Raw genomic sequence first — 18,083 nt, 5'->3', positions numbered from 1 at the left:
TTCAATCCATTAAGTATTACCTTGAAAAAACTAACAAGTTTTTGATACATAAACATTTTGATAACAATACAATTATAAGAAATTATTAACTATAATTGTACAGCTTGGTTGCTTTTTTATAATTTAAGCAACAATATACATAACATGATATCAATACCTGAAAGAAAACAATTCTCATCATGAAATTAGACGCCCCGTTAAATTACCATATGCAGATACCGGAAAATCCACGCTCTTCTACCCCTGTGGTATTAATCCACGGGTTATTCGGCGATCTCAATAATCTTGGGGTCTTGGCCCGTGATTTACAGCAATACTATCCCGTCATTCAAGTCGATGTACGCAATCACGGCTTATCTCCACGGGCAAATAACATGGATTACTACGATATGGCCCAAGATGTTATTTCCCTGCTGGATCATCTACAAATTCAGGCTGCCATTATTATTGGTCATTCAATGGGCGGTAAGATCGCTATGGCAATGACCGCACTAGCGCCAGAACGGATAGAAAAAATTGTTCTTATTGATATAGCCCCCATCGCCTACCAAGTTCGCCGTCATGACCAAATTTTTACCGCACTGAACAAAGTGACAGAAGCCGGTGTTAAAACCCGTCAAGATGCCGCTAAAGCTATGCGAGAAAATATCCAGGAAGAAGGTGTCATTCAGTTTTTACTGAAATCATTCCATCAGGGGGAATGGAAATTCAATTTACCGGTATTAATTGACCAGTATGAAAAGATCAGCGGCTGGCAAGAAATTCCTACATGGCCTCATCCTGCCCTGTTTATTCGTGGCGGCCTCTCCTCTTATATCCAGGAAGAGTACCGGAATGATATCGCCAGACAATTTCCACAAGCCAAAGCCTGGGTTATCGCCGGTTGCGATCACTGGGTTCACGCAGAAAAACCAGACGCAGTTTTAAAGGCAATTCATCGTTTTCTTAATACCAATATGGAATTAATGTAGGAAATCGGTTAATTAGCGATAAAAGTGGCTCACTTATCTTGAGCCACTTGATTATCAGGAATTTAATTAGGCAAATTTCCCCTTACCAATCGTGACATCTACCCACGCTGTTGTAATAACCATTTTCGCCTGACTCTCCAAGCCCTCAATGAAACCATTATCACCCACGGTCGGAGCAAAACTGCTCATTGCCTGGATCAAAGAATCCACCGCATTATCTGACAGCGCCGTAAATTCGCGCTCCCCGAATGCGTTCTTATCACCTATCTGTGTCACCAATTTGGCACGATTTCCATTAAAGTAATCATTAACGGTGATAGAACCCACCGATTCAAAGATCCCCTGTGCACTGTTGTCCTGAACATGGCGATTCACCGACAACACCAAATCATATCCGCTACGCTGCAACCACAGATTTTGCCAGTCAACGCCGTTAAACAGAATCATATCTTCTGCGCTGATATCACTAACCAACGTATCAATTACCTCTCCGCTAACCACAAAGCTATCGGCACCCAAGCCTCCCTGAAAGCAGTTTTGGTACCCGCCTAGCACCAGTAGATCCTGCCCCTCGCCGCCATCAAACTGGCTGAACTTCGAAATAGCCGCAGCAATCAGATGATCATCACCTTCTCCGCCGTTGATTACTGCATGGTAGCCCATCAATTTAATCGCATCATTGCCGGAACAACCGTCGATCCGGTTGTCATTACCAAATACTCTGGCAAAGTCATTACCTTCACCTAACTCAACCTGGTTGTTATTACCGATGGTGACGACATAATCCTGACCTCCACCGCTATCCACTCGGTTATGGTTGCCGGAGGCGACGACGTAATCCTGTCCGTTACCAGCATCAATAAAACCGCCTTCACCAAAGACAAACATCTGGTCGTTACCTTCACCCATAAAGGCATAGTTAATCCGCCCAGCCACCACCGCAGTATCATCCCCTTTACCGCCAAACATCCAGTTTTCCCGACCCATCAGGACGCCCAGATCATTTCCTTCACCGCCGGTAAAGATGTTGGAAGTACCTATTGAATAATAAACATCATCACCGCGACCACCCCAGAAGTTGTTGTTATCTCCCAGATAGGCACCGAGATCTTTACCATCGCCACCCCAGTTGAAGTTATAATTCCCCAACGATATATGGATATCGCCATCATCATGCAAATGACCGCTATTACGCAGGAAATCAAAGGTTTTTTCCTCCATATTAAGCAAATCAGTCGTCAAGTTCTCTTTCAAATGCGTGACTAAAGACTTCATTTCTGTTTGTTTATCTTTACTAAACATTGTCGCAAACAGATTCGGTAGATTTAGTGAGTTAAAGCCAAATGTAGGTTTTGCTTTATCATCGGCCTGATCGTTCCGTCCATTAATATTCACCGAAGATTCCGGTTCACGATTTGTCTCAGGCGCGTTCTCTTGCAGGCCATGACTTGCCGCAAACGATCTGATGCCATCCTCGCCCATATCAATGCCCGCTTTCAAACCATCAAGCAACTTTTCCGGGTTAGTAAAGGCTTGCAATTGCTCACCACTAAACTCTCCAATAAGCTCTAGCATCTCTCGCAGAATCGCTTCGCCATCAACTTGTTCTGCTGTGCGGGAAACAATTTGCCCTTCTGCGGTGTAATTCACCCCAAAAATATCCGCTAAGGTCGTATCCGCGTTTACACTTGCTAATCGGCCAAGCAGCTTATTCTTAAGCTGACGCGGCAAGTCTTGCGGATTATAGGTAAAGGTCGTTTTCGCCATACCGGTTGCTGAATATTGCTGAGTCATCAGACCAAACAGCGAACCCAGATTGGTATCCATAATCGACTGAATATGGTCACCGAACATAAAATTCCAGTTACCGGCGGTCACCTGGATATCTGCCCCTTGACCACCGACGGCAAAGTTAAAAGCCAGCTTCTCATTAGCCTGACGGAACTTATTCGCACGGCTCATGGTACCCATATTAGTAACGTTGCTAGTTAGCCATTGGCTATATTTTTTATTCAACGTCGCTTCAATATCTCGCTTCAAACCGCGGCTACTACGTTCATGCTGTAAATCCAGATCAACCAGCGTCTTGTAGTTCACACTGCTGGTTTGATCCAGACGGGACATGTCCTGTACAAACTTCTCCGCGCCGGCTATGGTCCATTGCTGCTCTTGTGCGATTAACCAATCCTGTTCTTTGCCGGAGTAGGCAATATCTTGTAATACGCCGGTAACCTGCATCACACCATCAAATGGATTAACGAGCGGCGGTGTTGGAATAGACTTATCCATCATCACAATCAAATCATTGCTGCTGCCCCGATTGAAGCTAACATTACGATTACCGATAAACATCTGCGCCCCTTCAAGCGCTTGGTAACCACTGATATCAAAGCTGTGTTTGCTGTCGCCGTCACCGATATGAACCATCACATTATTATCGCCGAAGGCTAGTGATTTAAAACCACCGCTACCCACTTTAATACCAACATTTGATGTTCCCCAATTGAGCGCAGTAAATTCCCCCTCACCTACATTGACCTGAATATTGCCAGAGTAGCTGAGCTGATTATTCGATTTATCGTTGGAGTCAATCTGCATGGTATTTTCACGTTTCTTTGGCGCAGTAAAAGGACGATGATATTCCGCAACTGCCCCTCTCGTCACCGCATCAGCCCCAGTGTATCCCACCCTGGAAAGGGTGATGTCACTTTCAGTAATACTGCGAACAACTCTTTCCGTACTCGTCGTCAATTCACCCTGTTTATCCCATTCGAATACAATTTTGTTATCAGGCAAGTTATTAACCCATTGGTTATTTGCATCACGGGTAAATTTACGACCTGTTGCATCAATCGCGACTTCGCTACGGCGGGCAGAAACATTACTGCGAATACCCTGTTTATCTAACTCTGTGATAAAACGGCGGGCAAAACCGTCCCGCTTGTCATCATTTATCAGAGAACAACCCACGATGCTGATATGGTCAGGTTTACTCGCCGGTTTAAAATCATGACTAAACTGTTTTAGTCTCACTGCCAGTTCATCGGCAGTGTAACCACTCAGGCGAATGTTATTTTGCTCTGACATATCACGGCCATGACCGACAATTTGCCAACGTAACTTACCGGATACTCTAGCAGGGTCGCCATAAACGACACGATATTTACCGTCAGTATCGAGTTGCACCACCACACTGGAATCCGGGTGTTTACCCGCCAGATTAGCGGCGGCTTTGGCAACGACCGGATCATCCTCCATTTGAATAATGACCTGATGGCTAAAACGCGTTGTAAGCTCATCGGCTTGTGGTGTGACAGCTACCTGCTCCCACGTCCCTGCATTTTTGTTTTTGATGATGTCGCTTGATGATAGTTTTTCCAGTAAGGGACTCGCCGCAGCACCCTCAACCGGCGCTTTAAGTATTAGTCTGCTCGCTGCCGGATAAGAGAGGACTTTATCGATATTCGACCGCACAAAGCTGGCAGCTTGCTTAAAGTTGCCGCTCTCGACTTCAACCAAAACTGTCTTAGTTTGCTTTCCTTGTTTAACTGCCACTTCCAAGGTGATATCACCTTCTCGGTAATCAACTACACGCCCAGTGACATTGGAACCTAAGGTAAACGTCTTACCTTGTTCTTTTAATGCACGCAATACGTAGTTTTGTTCTCCCTCGCGTGACGTTTTCCAAACGCCGTCATATCCCGCAATGGTTCCCTTTTCAAACCGATTGAATTGAACATAGAAGCTTTGATCCCGCTGCTCACTCGCCTGAAAGTTATAGCTGGTCAGGTAACCTTTATGAAAAGAATCCATAAAACGACGGAAATCGTTATAGTTAGCAAACGATTTGGCGCCAAAATTAGGATCATAGAATGACCAAACGGTTTGCGCGTGTTCTTTATGTACCACCACTGACATAGCATGTTGTTCAGACATAAATGTCATGTAGGTCGATTTTCTTACATTACGCAGCTTATCCATGACAGATTCATAACCTTCAGCCTCATAATTCAATGCATTATTGATATTCGGCCCGGTCAGTCCATTGGCTTTTAACTTACCGCCATAAGCCGCGTTGGCTTTTCGCTGCATAGCCACTGTAGAGTTATCCATCGCCTGGCTGTACTGCATTGATAATAAATCTTCAATCGCTGAACCCATATTTTGCCGACGATATTGGTTGAGCAAAGCAGATTCAATCGAGTGGATATCGGTTTTCTTATTGACTGATTTATCGTTGTAAGCTTTAACCGCATCTTTCAACCACTGCATATAGGCCTTACCGCCCCCCAAGCCATGCACCCGCTCTTCGATCAAGTAGCGGGCCGACAGGGCAAAGCACACTCCCTCAAGGAACTCTTTTGACTCAACTTTATTGCCGTTAGTCAGGAGTACACTGCCAATCTCAGGAATAATTTTCCTCAGTTTCTCCAACAGATTGCTATCCTGGCTAAAATGGAATGAATAATCTTCTAACTCTTTTCCATGAGCTATAAAGTCAAAAATTTTATTATCAATTTTTTGTAAAACATCCCCTTTTATCGTCTCACGATTTTGAAAATAAGTAGTTTGTTCTCCCAATACATTGCCATCAGATTTTGCCAGCAGATTTTTATCCACCATGAATTGATTATTAACCTGCAACCGGTCAATCATATTTTTTGCATCTTTCAGCAAGCGCAGATCTTCTTCCATCAATCCTGTACTAAAGCGCCCATCAGCCTGTACGACAAGCTCAGGGTTAACATGGCTGTTAGTTTCAGGTATAGCCGTTGACTGATAATCCTTTCCAGACAAACCACTGCCAAGTGCGCCCATACGCGGCGGCTTAGCATTGTCGCTCTGCTTCGCGCTCTTCGCATCAGTTTGTGCCTGAACCACTTTATCCTCAGCCACAGTAATATCTTGTTTGCCTCGATTCTCCGCCTCCTGACAGGCAACGTTAGCATCATTTTTAGCTTTTTCTGCCTGCTGCTGTTGTAACCGTGCTTCTTCCTTGCTTAATTCTGCTTTTTTATAGGCGTTTACTAAATCTTGTTGCACACCAATACGATGCTGCTCACTTTTCGCTATACCGGCCTCCGATTGCGCAATCGCTTTTTTTACTTTTTGTTGGTTACCGGTAATACTTTGTTGAACATTAAATAGTTCTTCCTGTGTAGCAGATTTAGTGTGATCCCATTTACTCTGAGCATTCTCCAAGAATCCGGCAGCAAATTGATTACGCCATTGGTCACCTGATTTACCGCGGTAATTATCAAAGTCATTCAGTGCATCCAGATCCTGAGTCATGGAGAGCAGTTCATCTGTTACTGCTTTTGACTCCCCTTTTAGAGCATCACGCTGCGCTTGCCCATTGGTATTTAACGCTGTCTGATCCGTTGATTCCAATTGAGACCGTGCTCCTGCAATTGCTGCCAGTTGCTCCTCATTTTCTTGTTCTAAGATACAACGATCTTCTTCGGCTTTATCTCTATCGCTTAACGCATTTTGCGCGGCTTTATCCTGTTTTTCGTGTTCAATAACAACCTTAGCTGGTCGTGAGCTCTCAGATTTCGCAACAATATTATCGAGAATATAACCTACGCCATCACTTAAGCCTGTACCTTTAAATGCAATTCGGTTACTACCGGTTTTTGCTGTCAGCTCCAGCGTTTTGTTTTGCCATCCAGCGGCATCTCCAGAAGTTGAGAATACCCGTTCACCATTCCAGAAAACCTCCATGCCATTGTTGGTAAGATAAGAATTATGACGATTGGCAAAATCAAAACTCAGTGAAATAACTTCTCCCTCAAACAAGTTTTGTAGATCCTGATAAATAGTGGTGTTTTTATCCGCATCAAGTTCACTGACCCGCTCGCCATGCCCTTCGTTATCAAGACCATAAGCACTGGCTGAGTGATACGCTTCAATACCATTAGTTGCCAACCAGCCGCGATTACCTTGTTCAAAATTACCATTGATAATCAGATTGGCTTCCTGTTGCGGATCATCGCTTTCATTAATATTCAATGAATTATGGATATTTTCGAGCTCAGGCGTTTCGACCGCTGTTACAGAACCATTCAGACGACTGCTTAAATCTGAACTTACCTGCGCAATTCCATCCATCTTGAAACCGTTAATAGCGGAAACTTCGGTTAAGTTAATCGCCCCACGGCCTTTATGGGTTCCAGATGTACTAGCCTCACCGCCTTGAACCAGATAGTTGATCGCCTGACTGCCCCCCACACCTAACGCTGTCTGTTTGATATGTCCAAAGAAAGAAGAGAGTTTGTGGCTTTGCGTATTGCTTTCCGCAACAGAGAAACTATAGAAATCGCCATTACCCACCTTAATCGCTACGTTATTGCGCGCATAGGAAGCATTGATCCCCAAACCATCACCCACATGGATATTTGCATTGCCTTTGCCCTTCATGACCGCAACATTAAGACCATTCCCGATTTTGGTATTGACGTTATATTCACCCCACACTGCGTTAACGGAAACACCATCACCCACTTTGGTATTCACATTCAGGTCGCCATGCGTCGCCGTTACATTTAAGCCATTCCCCATCGTAGTGGTGATATTCGCTTTGCCTTTTGCCGCGGTAACCTGCATACCGTCACCCATTTTGGTGACAATATTTCCTTCACTCCACAAGGCATTAAAACTGTCACCGTTACCTACCTGAGTCACAATGTTAGCCTCACCTTTGGCAAGCACCACATTGCGCCCATCACCGACCTTGGTAATAACATTAGCTTTACCCCAGGCGCCAGTGTAATCATCACCGTGGCCGACATGAGTGATAATATTGGCGTCACCCTGAACGACCGTCGCTTCTTGTCCATCACCGACTTTGGTTATGATGTTCGCTTTACCTTTCGCGAAATTATAACGATCGCCATGCCCCTGTTGCGTCAGGATATTAGCCTCTCCCCAAACCGCATTAATACCGGCGCCATTCCCGATTTTGGTAATGATATTGGCTTTACCTTTAGCAAACCCCACCATTGCGCCATGACCGACATGGGTCATAACATTACCCACATTCGACACGAGCAGACCGACAGTCGTCCCTTCTCCAACTTTGGTCAGAATATTGCCTTCGCCAAACAGTACGCCAGCGGTCGTCGAGTTGCCCACATGAGTAATAACGTTAGCTTTCGCCCCTGCAACAACCCCCATAAAATCATTACCGGTTTTGGTGACAATATTCGCTTCTCCTAACGCTAAAACACCGGTTAAACCATTGCCGACATGGGTCATGATATTGGCCTGACCAAACATTGCCGCCAACGTTGTACCATCACCGATTTTAGTCATCACGTTCAGTTCACCGGCAAACAAACCAATACTGGGGCCATTACCCACATGCGAATAGATATTCGCTTTACCTATCATCAAAGCAGTTGTCAGATCATGACCGATCTTGGTCAACACATTGGCCCCACCGATCATGGCAGCAAAGGTATTGCCATCTCCCATATGGGTAAAGATATTGGCGCCCCCCATCATTGCGGCCAATGTCATACCATTACCCACTTTAGTCGCGACATTGCCTTTTGCCAGCATCAGGGCCACACTCGTCCCCTCGCCAATATGGGTAAACACATTGCCAACCGCCGCCATCAGCGCCAACGCATCACCATCACCCACTTTAGTAAAAATATTTACTGCGCCCCCCATCAGCGCCCATGCATCATCATTACCGACATGAGTAAAGAGGTTGCCTGCACCAATCATGGCTGCAATCACAGTCCCATCCCCGACTCTGGTAAAGATATTGCCTGCTGCCCCCATCACACCCAAAGTCTGACCGCCGCCGACATGAGTCAGTACATTACCTATACCAAACATAGTGCCGGTAGTATCGCCATCTCCTATTTTGGTCAGGATATTGGCGCCACCGAGCATCACGCCTGTCGTATTCCCGTTACCTATGTGAGTCAGAACATTTGCGCCACCGCCCATCACGGCCAGCACATCTCCTTGCCCTTTTTTGGTAAGAACATTAGTCCCACCCAACGCAATTGCCCTGGTATTCGACATTTCGGTATCATCAGTGATATGCGTGATAACGTTAGCCCCACCGAGCATACCGGAAACCAAATCGCCTGCGCCGAGCTTAGTCAGCACATTGGCGCCGCCCACCAATACCGAAGAGACATTGCCATTACCTTTTTGGGTCATGACATTAAAACCGCCCGCCCCTAACCAGCTTGCTCTACCATTGCCTATCTGCGTGTGCGTGTTGTAACCACCCAACATGAAAATCTGGCTGTTGCCATTGCCTTTGTGGATTGAAATATTGCCAACCGCCAGAAGACGTGCCAAATATCGTCCATCTCCGATACGGACGAAAACATTTACCGCACCACCAGCATGAATATCCATATCTCCACGCTGACTTTGGTGAACAACGACATTTGCCAGACCGGCGCCGCGGAATGTCAACTTACCCTCTTCCCCCTTTTTTACAATGACGTTCGCGGCACCCGCACCTTCAAAATTGACATTGCCATAGGTGACACTGGATGTAATAACATTTCCGCCGCCAACGCCATCAAATTGAATATCGCCGGAGCTGTCGCCACTGTTAGTAGATGAGTCCACCAGTGCTTGCTGACAGTATTCCTCGGTATGTGCTAACCGCTCCGAACCATACCGCATCGTTGCATTAAGGCTATATTGAATCTGACTTAACACGCAGCTACCTGCACTTATCAAGTGGTAGCCGTTTGCGGATGAAATATCTTCATTAGCCAGATTGTCGGTATAATCACCCGGTTTGAACCACGCATTGACAAAGTATTTGAGTTCCTGCGTGATAGGATCATTTCCCAGTTCAACCACCACTACTCTGGTATATGATTCCAGATATTTAGCATACACATAAGTATTGGGTTGACGGTTCGATCTCACTGCGGAAACATCAAACTTCTGGCAATCAGAAAAGATCGCACTCCCTCCCATCTTTGCATCAGAGAGGGTGATATCTTCTGCTTTGACCGTTGTCCCACTCGCATAAGTAATCCACTTGTTTTCAGATAACCCCGCTTCAACAGCATGAATAATCACCGGCTGATGATGTTCAATCATTAAATTGAAAAGACGGTAAGCATCATTGATGTTGATATTGACAAATCCATTACCGAAAGAAATCTCCGTTGAAGCGAGGCCATTCAGGTTATTACCCTCTTTATACCAAGAGGTGGCGTAATAATTGAGCTTACCGGTTTCAGGATCATTTCGGAGCTGAATTTTGCTGATTTTTGTATACATTTCGTCAGCAAACGCAAAGAGATAAGTATCAGGTTCAGTCGTTGATTTGATGCCTGTCACTTGCTGGGCTTCTTGAATCCAGGTTCCGCCCATTGTTGCGGTAGTTAATACAATATCTTTAGCCTTAGCATATTCCATCGACTCATCACGCAAACCGTTATTCACACCTATTCTTGATATTTGGTTGTATGCTCCGGCACCGGAGAAATTGATATTGCCATGTGCAATATTAGAGTAAATTCTGTTATAACCACCTACACCTTCGAAAGAAATATCACCACGGGTTTGTACGTAAACATCTTCCTTTTGGCGAACACGTTTAATTCTGTTCCATGCCCCTGCGCCACTTAAGGTAATATCACCTTCTTTACCTTTACGTACAATGTGATTATCAACCCCGGCACCTTCGAAAACAATATTACCGGACTCTGTCCTTGAGCTAATACTATTTGCCGCACCTGCACCATTAAATGTGACATCGCCACGGCTTCCGTTGTAATTGTCATACCAAGTGCGGTCAATTTTGTTACCCGCTCCGGCGCCATCAAAGAATAAATTACCCTGATTGGTTCCATGCCATAACTTATTGTAGCCGCCAGAGCCATCGAAGCTCATATTACCCGTTAGGCCATCACGGTTCATTTCGTTATAAATAGCCGCACCGGTAAAATCCAAATCACCGTGATGACCGGTGTGATCCATAATAACGCTACCCGCCGCGCCAGAGAATGAAATATCACCATCACCATTTTTATTAATATCGGCGTAACCCGCGCCACCTTTTACGGTCAGATCACCTGTGGAATCCTCAACAGATAAATATGCCGCACCACCGACTACGGTGTCATTACCTGCGCCGGTATAGACTTTAGCAGCAATCGTTCCTAACGTAATATGGTCATTTCCTCCGCGGGCATAAATATAGCCGCCAAATCCAATAGCATCAATGTCATTATCATTGTCATCAGCGAAATAATTCCCGGTAAAGAAATATTCCGCACTCCTGCTTGATGATTTCCCCATAAACAATCCCTTAGTTTAATAGAAGTTAAAACCGTACTCGACAGATATAATGGTTAGGTTGAACATCTCATTTTTTTAACAATACAAATCCTTTGCCCTCCCTCAGCAAAAAGAGATAACAGAGCAAATTATTAGTAACGTTATAACCGTAACCAAAGAGCATAACTTTTCGGAAGAAACAGATATTCCTGCTCAACGATTGGGCTTTATTTGAAATATTTAATACAAGAATGAGTAGGTTATCCCACCATTATTTCACTCACCTATAATTTCGTTCCCGGAATATAAAACAAAGGGAAACCACTCCCCGATTGACATGCAAACCAGAGAGAATTTATATAAAACTTTTAGACACATTTTTGCCTATAAGGCAATTTATTTATAAATAATACACAATAAAACCTCAAACTCAGAAAATACCTAATCTGATGTATAGACAAATACTTTCAAATAAACTTATAGAATAAAACAAAGCCAAAATTCAAAAACAACATTTAACGCAGAAAACCTATTTCTTTCACATAAGGTATAACGTTTCGCTAATTATGATCAATTATTTATTTTATTTTCATAAAAATATCATAAGTATATTTATATAAATAATATTAATTCCAAATCAATAATATATATTTAAAATAATAACAATTTAAAATAATTAACATGCATTCTATTTAATGTAAGCCTGCCACCTATTCTTACGTTAAAAAAATGCCCAGTTCACATTTGACTGGGCATTAATATAGAAAAGACAGGTTAAAGAAGGAGAATGATTTTTCATAATTCTATAGAAAAATCACGAGAATACTCCATGCTCCAGACGCCCGATAAGGCCTAACACTTCAAGTGAGCCACTTTCAGTTGCAATAAGAGACATTGGAGTGACTGCACCAAGGCTCTTAACAGGACTTTTTAACCATGTCCATGCTTCATTCTTATTTCCGCCAAAAAGTTATACTGCGGCATCAAACACACGAATGAATCGTGCAACACGCTCGCTCTCTTCGGCAGAAAGAATGCAACCTGCATTTTTTCGGCGGGCAACGTTTCGCTCTTTATAAATAATTTTCCAAAATGGCACCACACCTTACCCACTAATAATCCTATGTATAACAATTGGTTGAATAAAACCATGTGTAGCGGAATTATGAAACCTTATTTATTTGTATTTGTCAAAGTTGTACATATTACACCTTAGTCAATCTGATAATAATGACCGCTATACTACAAATTACGAACTTAGAAGCTTGCAAGATACAAAAACAATCGTACAATATGTTGTACGATTAATGGATATTTCGTTGTATTTTTCAAGTTATTTCTTGACATAGGTGGGACAAATGAAGGTGTTAACTTACTCAGAAGCAAGACAAAATTTTTCTAAGACGATGATAAGTGTCGTAAATGATTGTAGCCCAGTGATTATCACTCGTAAAAATGGCGAAAGTTGCGTACTTATGTCATTAGCTGATTTCGAGTCTTTGCAAGAAACAGCTTATTTAATGAGATCACCAACTAACACCAATCGCCTTATGGAATCTGTCTCTCAGTTAAGAGCCGGAAAAGGGAAGATCAAGGAGCTGGATTTAGACTAATGAAAGTCACTTTTTCAAATAACGCTTGGGAAGATTATCTTTATTGGCAACAAACTGACCGAGCAATATTGAAGCGTATTAACAACCTAATCAAAGATATAAAAAGACAGCCATTTACAGGTATTGGGAAACCTGAGCCGCTTAAACACAATTTTACTGGGTTCTGGTCAAGACGTATTACTGAGGAACAGAGGTTAGTATACTCTGTTGAGAATAATGAATTATTAATAGCACAATGCCGCTTTCACTATTAAAAATGCCCTATATAGGGCATTTCAGAAATCTGATCTTGTCCAGTAAGCTATTGATATTCGACCATCTGATAATTTATTCTCCCGGGCGCCGATTTATCCATTCTTCATTTTACCTTTTACTTCTGAGGCAAACGATTTACCACCATCTAACGCGGTGTAGTGGAGATGAATCTGAATATCTTTCAACTGCGATGTGTAGATGTTGGGAATTAGGACATCAATCACAGACTGATCAGGGAATTCCAATGTCCAAGTTGAAATGGCTCCTGTTCCTTCGAAAGGCAGATAGCGATCATCATCAAACATCAGGGCGCATTATTTCTTTTTCAACTATCCACCAGCATGTCTATTAAAGTTAATATATATTTCTATCAATACTAAAGCATAAATCTTTTATAATTAAAATGATTATTGTATATATCTTAATTCAATTAAACTTGGATTTTATATATCTAATTTACACAAAAATCAAAACTAAACGAATAATGAAACCAATTAATAAACATAATGGAATTAATTAAAAGATAATAAAAACCCACCTTGCCATAATAATTATTCAATAAAATATTCATGCTATTTTCAATTTCAAAAAAAATAATTCAAATCAATAAATATAGGACATAATAGAAGTAAAAATATCACCGACCAATTCGATAACTATTACATCCTATATTTCCACAATACTTTTCATACCAGAAGAATAGCAGCATTCCTATGGTGCTACATTATCAGTCTCGCAGCTTACTTATCAATTTTCGGCAATGGCCCCAATTTCACACCTTCTGGGTAATATTTCCAGCCATCACGAATACGGATGTTTTCATCCCAAGGCAATTTATATTCACCGTTTGCCAAATCGCGCACCCAAGTCAAATAATTAGCTTTCTCTCCGCCAGGTTTACCAACATAACCTCGGCAACCGAGATTAAAAATACTATTCTCCAGCGCCCAATTCTCACGAGCCTTATCCGCCAGACGCGGGAACAGTTCAGCGGTAACAATTTCCCACGGATTACGCTGACCTTGCTGGATAATGTTACCGTCATAATTACAAATCGTACCTTCACCGAAATAATAAAAAACCTCATCGTAGCCTGCCAGATTAACCGATACGGTATACATTAAGTTCTGCCAGGCATTAGTGCGGTTAGTCCAGATCCACTGGTCATTGACTTGGGTAGAATAACCGGAAATGCGGATAAAAACATTACAGCCTTTATAGGCGGCTTCGCGCGCTAATTCAGGAAACATACCATCATGACAAATACACACCGCCAGTTTTGCACCTTTTGGCCCTTCACAGACCGGCATACCCAAATTGCCCGGCATCCAGGGTTCAATTGGCACCCAAGGCTGCAACTTACGGTAATGCAATACAATCTCACCACTGCCGTTAATAATGATCGCGGTGTTATAAGGTGGCTGCGACGAATCTTCATTACGTTCCATTACTGAAAATACGCCCCAGATATTATTGCGAATACACGCCTGGCGAAAACAGTCAACTTCTGGACCGTCCAACGATAATAACATTTCATCATAAGTCCAGATCTTGGTATTTAATCCCTGAGCAGAATATTCAGGAAATACAATAAGATCTAAATCAGGATAACCCGCTTTGGTTGAATCCATTGTTTTACAAATCTGCCGCACTTGAACCTGAATATCTTCAGGCCCTTTAATAACGGGAACAGGATATTGAATAGCGGCAATTAATAACGCCTCCTCCCACGCACTGACACTTCCGGTACTGCCCATAGAGACCTCTGAATGAATAGTAATTATTAAAATTGAATGATAAGGTTCATCGTTATACAGGCAAATAGAACGTTATCTTTACCCATCGTTAAGCGATTTCACTAATGCATAATAGCGTCTCTTTTGTTCACAAAAATGCGATCTGTAACATTAAATAAAAAAATTAATAACTTTGTAGTAAAGAATACCGTTATTAATATTAGGGTTAATTTGCCATAAATAACTTTGCAAATAGTTGAGCACTTTGAAAGCACTCAATCCGGTTTGAGTGATCTGAGGAGTTATAAACAGCGCCCAAACCATCTGTTTGGCTTTTACCGCACGTTGAGCACCAGCAATCAGTTGATAGGACTTAAATTCACTGATTTGAGTGTAACTACTAATAATGTAAGTGCGTAACAGTTAATAATGTAAGTACGTAACAGCTAATAATGTAAGTGCGTAACAGCTAATAATGCAAGTGCGTAACAGTTAATAATGCACGCGCAATTATCAATGTCGCTACATATGGCAACTGTTGCAATTGGTACCATCCAACCCACCAGCAAATTCACCTTCACTAAGAGCTATTAGTAGCTTAGTCCTAGATATTGATTGAATTGAATCCGGGGCCTCAATTGGAAGTTCGTTGCTTACTGCCATCGCCTTTTTGACCTTTGATTGTTTTTGGCATATTCCACCCATAAAACAAGGCCACACCAAAGTGTGGCCTTGAATTTAATATTTAAAACGAAATTTAGTTAATACAATATTTTTTATAGAAATTTCGAATTTCTAAAGTTACATGTGGAGATATATCAAACCCAGAAAGAATCCGATTAAAAACAGAATCACCACATGGTTCATGGATTTTAATATCACCAGCAGCCATATGCTGTTCAACTGTTACTGAACCAAAAATATCAGCACGACCATAGAAAACAAAACTCGGATGTCTAATAAAAGGATGATCGCCACAATTCAATATACATGTTCGATCATACGGTATATCCGGTTTCAAAGAGCTGATATTTACAGCCAGAAAACATGTCTTAGTTTTTTTAGGGTAAAAAACGGGATCACAGCAGATAATATATAAGTGATCTGTATACCCGGATGGGATAAGTAAACTTCCTTTCCTTAAAATCCCACCCGACATCACCGCAATCCTTGAAGAAAACAGTCCAGTTGTTGCCTTTCTATTAACTCTCGCGCCAATTTCTCAGCAACTTCTGGTGATTTACCGACAGCAATAAAAACAGAACTTGGTGAAATAGGATAAGAACTGCCGCCTGGATCTTGCCACTCAGTACAATGTTTATGGGTATACTCCACAATATCAAAGCGGCTCATATGACCGAACTGTTCCCAAATGGCATCCAGAACCTTTAATTCAGCATCAGAAAGAGATGCAAAATCATCCCTTGTTACACCTTTCCGTTTGAGTGAAATTTCATAATTCTCTTCACTTTTCATCCATGCCCCCCACCCAAATTCATCACTGGCGTAATCTCCAGTAATTAAATTTAAGGTTTGCGATAAAACTGGCCCTCTAGGCATAGATACCATTCGATCACCAGTGATAGGGTAGCCATAGTCATTCATAGATACCCTATCTGCCAGATAAAGCAACTTCATAAGCTTCAGATATGCCATGCGCCCGCCGCGCTTATGCAGCAAATAGGCAGCCATTTGGGCTACTTTTTCTTCGCAAAACATAGAAACCTCCAAGACTTTTTCGAAATACCAAACTGGCAATTTACACATATAATGTACCTCTAAATACTCAATCCTGACAAGGTTAATTCTAATAAAGTCAATGAGTTAAAACTATATTTCTGATATATAAAGAATTAAAGATTTAAAAATTCTTTATCTTGAGGCTAAAAAATGTATAGCAACCAACACAACCCAAAATGTTGCTGTATGATCACTGTTGATCTTCGTATAAAAATAAAATTCCAAAATAGCGCTACATCTTATACCACTCATAATTCCATGTATAACAATGGAATCCCACCAAAAGTCTTCCATCAGCTAGGGGTGATCAATCCGTTCCTCTCAAATTGAAGATGCTGGCATAACTACAATAAACTGATACAACCTGCATTTAACATAGACCTTGCCCATATTCGACTTCATGCTATATACTAATAGTATATAGCAACAATCAAAGAGGTGTGCCATGATATATCAAAGCAAAGTTTTTATGAGCAACCGAACTCAGAATGTAAGGTTACCCGCAGATCTCCGTTTCCCTGATAATGTTAAAGAAGTTACTGTTAGGTCAAAAGGCAAGGAACGAATTATTGCGCCCGCACAGAATACATGGGATAGCTTTTTTCTGTCTGATCAATCTGTAACTGACGATTTTTTACCTGAACGTCCTGATCAAGTAACAAGTGAAAGAGAATCTTTCGATGATTAAGTATTTGCTCGATACTAATATCGTGATTTCCACGATAAAAAAGCGCCCTGAATCCATTCTGCCTAAATTCAATAAGAATACAGACCACATGGCTATTTCTACGATCACATTAGCAGAACTGATTTTTGGGGCCGAAAAAAGTGGAAATCCTGAGAAAAATCTGGCAGTTATAGAAGATTTTGTTTCTCGATTAACTATTCTTCCTTATGACGAACAAGCCGCATTTCACTATGGAAATATTCGTGCGTCACTAGAAAAAATTGGAAAACGAATCGGGGATAACGATCTGCATATTGCAGGACATGCAAGAAGTAAGGGATTGATAGTTGTTACCAATAACACAAAGGAATTCAATAGGGTTGATGGATTGAGAGTGGAAGATTGGACACTAGATTGACAACACTAAGCAAAATCTGCCTCTGTGTTAGTAGGGGCAAGATTTTATGAGAGTTTGTTATTACTCAGATTTTAACGATTAACTTTTACAACAGTAATTAAATAACATTTTAAACTTATATTATTTGTGGCATTCCTATTTTGACACATAACCAAAATCGGCATAATAACAATAAATTAATTCATTAATATGATCATACAAAAACAATATAGTCCTATAGTAGAAACAATTAAACGTTGTAATTAAATCCATTTAATAATGAAATTCTAAATTTAATATTAAAACAATGATAAAACATCAATTAAAAGCATTAAAAAATAAAACCCAGAAATAATTCCTGAATAAAAATTCCCAAAAATGGCCCACCTTTCTGCGAGCCACCTTATTAAAACTTTTTTACTAATTTAT

At 41.6% G+C, this 18,083-nt stretch carries 10 protein-coding genes and 1 pseudogene; 5 read left to right on the top strand and 6 right to left on the bottom strand.

The genetic code is table 11. From position 1 onward, the window contains the following. Nucleotides 1–209: 209 nt before the first annotated feature. Nucleotides 210–971: an esterase gene (gene ybfF, locus TI10_RS15345; protein WP_387555276.1), complete on the top strand. Its 762-nt coding sequence runs from the start codon at nt 210–212 to the stop codon at nt 969–971. A gap of 66 nt (nt 972–1,037) precedes the next feature. Here the strand turns inward: ybfF and rtxA are convergent, their stop codons facing one another. After that, nucleotides 1,038–11,267 (bottom strand): MARTX multifunctional-autoprocessing repeats-in-toxin holotoxin RtxA, encoded by a 10,230-nt coding sequence (gene rtxA, locus TI10_RS15340; RefSeq protein ID WP_049584291.1) that lies wholly within the window; start codon nt 11,265–11,267, stop codon nt 1,038–1,040. Between the two features lie 793 nt (nt 11,268–12,060). After that, nucleotides 12,061–12,204 (bottom strand): annotated as a pseudogene (locus TI10_RS24545) (antitoxin Xre/MbcA/ParS toxin-binding domain-containing protein); the annotation flags it as partial. Nucleotides 12,205–12,604: 400 nt separating this feature from the next. On the opposite strand from TI10_RS24545, the gene yefM reads away from it, so the two are divergent. Both yefM and TI10_RS15325 read left to right on the top strand, forming a co-directional pair. After that, nucleotides 12,605–12,859: a YoeB-YefM toxin-antitoxin system antitoxin YefM gene (gene yefM / locus TI10_RS15330; protein ID WP_049584289.1), complete on the top strand. Its 255-nt coding sequence runs from the start codon at nt 12,605–12,607 to the stop codon at nt 12,857–12,859. Further along, the gene (locus tag TI10_RS15325; RefSeq protein WP_049584288.1) at nt 12,859–13,113 is read left to right on the top strand and encodes a Txe/YoeB family addiction module toxin; all 255 of its coding nucleotides are present in this window, start codon (nt 12,859–12,861) and stop codon (nt 13,111–13,113) included. The genes yefM and TI10_RS15325 overlap by 1 nt, the downstream gene beginning before the upstream one ends. Nucleotides 13,114–13,206: 93 nt before the next feature. Here the strand turns inward: TI10_RS15325 and TI10_RS15320 are convergent, their stop codons facing one another. From TI10_RS15320 to TI10_RS15300, 4 genes are all read right to left on the bottom strand, one after another. Continuing rightward, nucleotides 13,207–13,419 (bottom strand): Tc toxin subunit A-related protein, encoded by a 213-nt coding sequence (locus TI10_RS15320; RefSeq protein WP_049584287.1) that lies wholly within the window; start codon nt 13,417–13,419, stop codon nt 13,207–13,209. A 435-nt stretch (nt 13,420–13,854) separates the two neighbouring features. Next, nucleotides 13,855–14,871: a formamidase gene (locus TI10_RS15315; protein ID WP_049584286.1), complete on the bottom strand. Its 1,017-nt coding sequence runs from the start codon at nt 14,869–14,871 to the stop codon at nt 13,855–13,857. Between the two features lie 736 nt (nt 14,872–15,607). After that, nucleotides 15,608–16,009, bottom strand: a complete 402-nt coding sequence (locus tag TI10_RS15305) for a hypothetical protein (RefSeq protein ID WP_049584284.1) — start codon at nt 16,007–16,009, stop codon at nt 15,608–15,610. Then, entirely contained in the window at nt 16,009–16,617 is a 609-nt protein-coding gene (locus TI10_RS15300) for a Panacea domain-containing protein (RefSeq protein WP_244161612.1), read from the bottom strand. Before TI10_RS15300 ends, TI10_RS15305 begins: the two co-directional genes overlap by 1 nt. A gap of 418 nt (nt 16,618–17,035) precedes the next feature. Between TI10_RS15300 and vapB the strand changes: the two genes are divergently transcribed. Continuing rightward, nucleotides 17,036–17,278, top strand: a complete 243-nt coding sequence (gene vapB / locus TI10_RS15295) for a type II toxin-antitoxin system VapB family antitoxin (RefSeq protein WP_049584282.1) — start codon at nt 17,036–17,038, stop codon at nt 17,276–17,278. Beyond that, nucleotides 17,271–17,675 carry a type II toxin-antitoxin system tRNA(fMet)-specific endonuclease VapC gene (gene vapC / locus TI10_RS15290; RefSeq protein WP_049584281.1) on the top strand — a complete coding sequence of 135 codons (405 nt, stop codon included), beginning with the start codon at nt 17,271–17,273 and terminating at the stop codon, nt 17,673–17,675. The genes vapB and vapC overlap by 8 nt, the downstream gene beginning before the upstream one ends. The last annotated feature ends 408 nt before the right edge of the window (nt 17,676–18,083 follow it).

Origin of the sequence: Photorhabdus luminescens subsp. luminescens, assembly GCF_001083805.1 — a bacterium.
Classification (GTDB): Bacteria; Pseudomonadota; Gammaproteobacteria; order Enterobacterales; family Enterobacteriaceae; genus Photorhabdus; species Photorhabdus luminescens.
Note: the sequence above shows the minus strand (reverse complement) of the source record. Positions and strands in the feature narration are given on the sequence as shown.